This is a genomic window from Bradyrhizobium sp. CCBAU 45394 (genome assembly GCF_028128655.1).
In the GTDB taxonomy this organism is placed as follows: Bacteria; Pseudomonadota; Alphaproteobacteria; order Rhizobiales; family Xanthobacteraceae; genus Bradyrhizobium; species Bradyrhizobium diazoefficiens.
This window is the reverse complement of the sequence record NZ_LBIX01000037.1, coordinates 1-433: the sequence shown is the minus strand read 5'-3', so window position 1 is coordinate 433 and position 433 is coordinate 1. Positions and strand designations below refer to the sequence as shown.

At 59.1% G+C, this 433-nt stretch carries 1 protein-coding gene; it reads right to left on the bottom strand.

The window, feature by feature from the left end; genetic code table 11:
* Positions 1-203: 203 nt before the first annotated feature.
* Positions 204-433 (bottom strand): hypothetical protein (locus WN73_RS11560; protein ID WP_271552829.1); only part of this gene is annotated, 230 nt, incomplete at its 5' end.

Below are 433 nucleotides of genomic sequence, written 5' to 3'. Positions count from 1 at the left end.
GATTTCAAGTGGGCGATCAACGATTTTCAGCGACCGGGGAATCCGCCGATATGGTTTTGCTCGCGGTCGCCCGGATTCTCGCGAAGAGCGATCACTTTCCGGCTCACCAAGTCATAACTACCGCGTGTCTGGCTTTCGACGTCCGCGAATTGGAGAGGATACGGGATCCGCCTCTCATGCTGCGCCCGCAATCCCACCTGTTGTCAAGACAAGTCGGTGTTGGCGATGCCGGCTCCCTCCACCGTCAACGCCGGCGAGCCGCACAACCTGTCTCGAACATCGCGGCCTGCAAGGCGACAACGACTGCTCCAGTCGCTGCGGCTGTGTTTGCCATCACGAGAAGAATGACCAACGGAGTAAACATGGCGATCGGTCCAGTGATCTTTTTGCGGGCTTAGGCCCGCGCCACCCCCTGCTTCATTTCTTTCGCGCG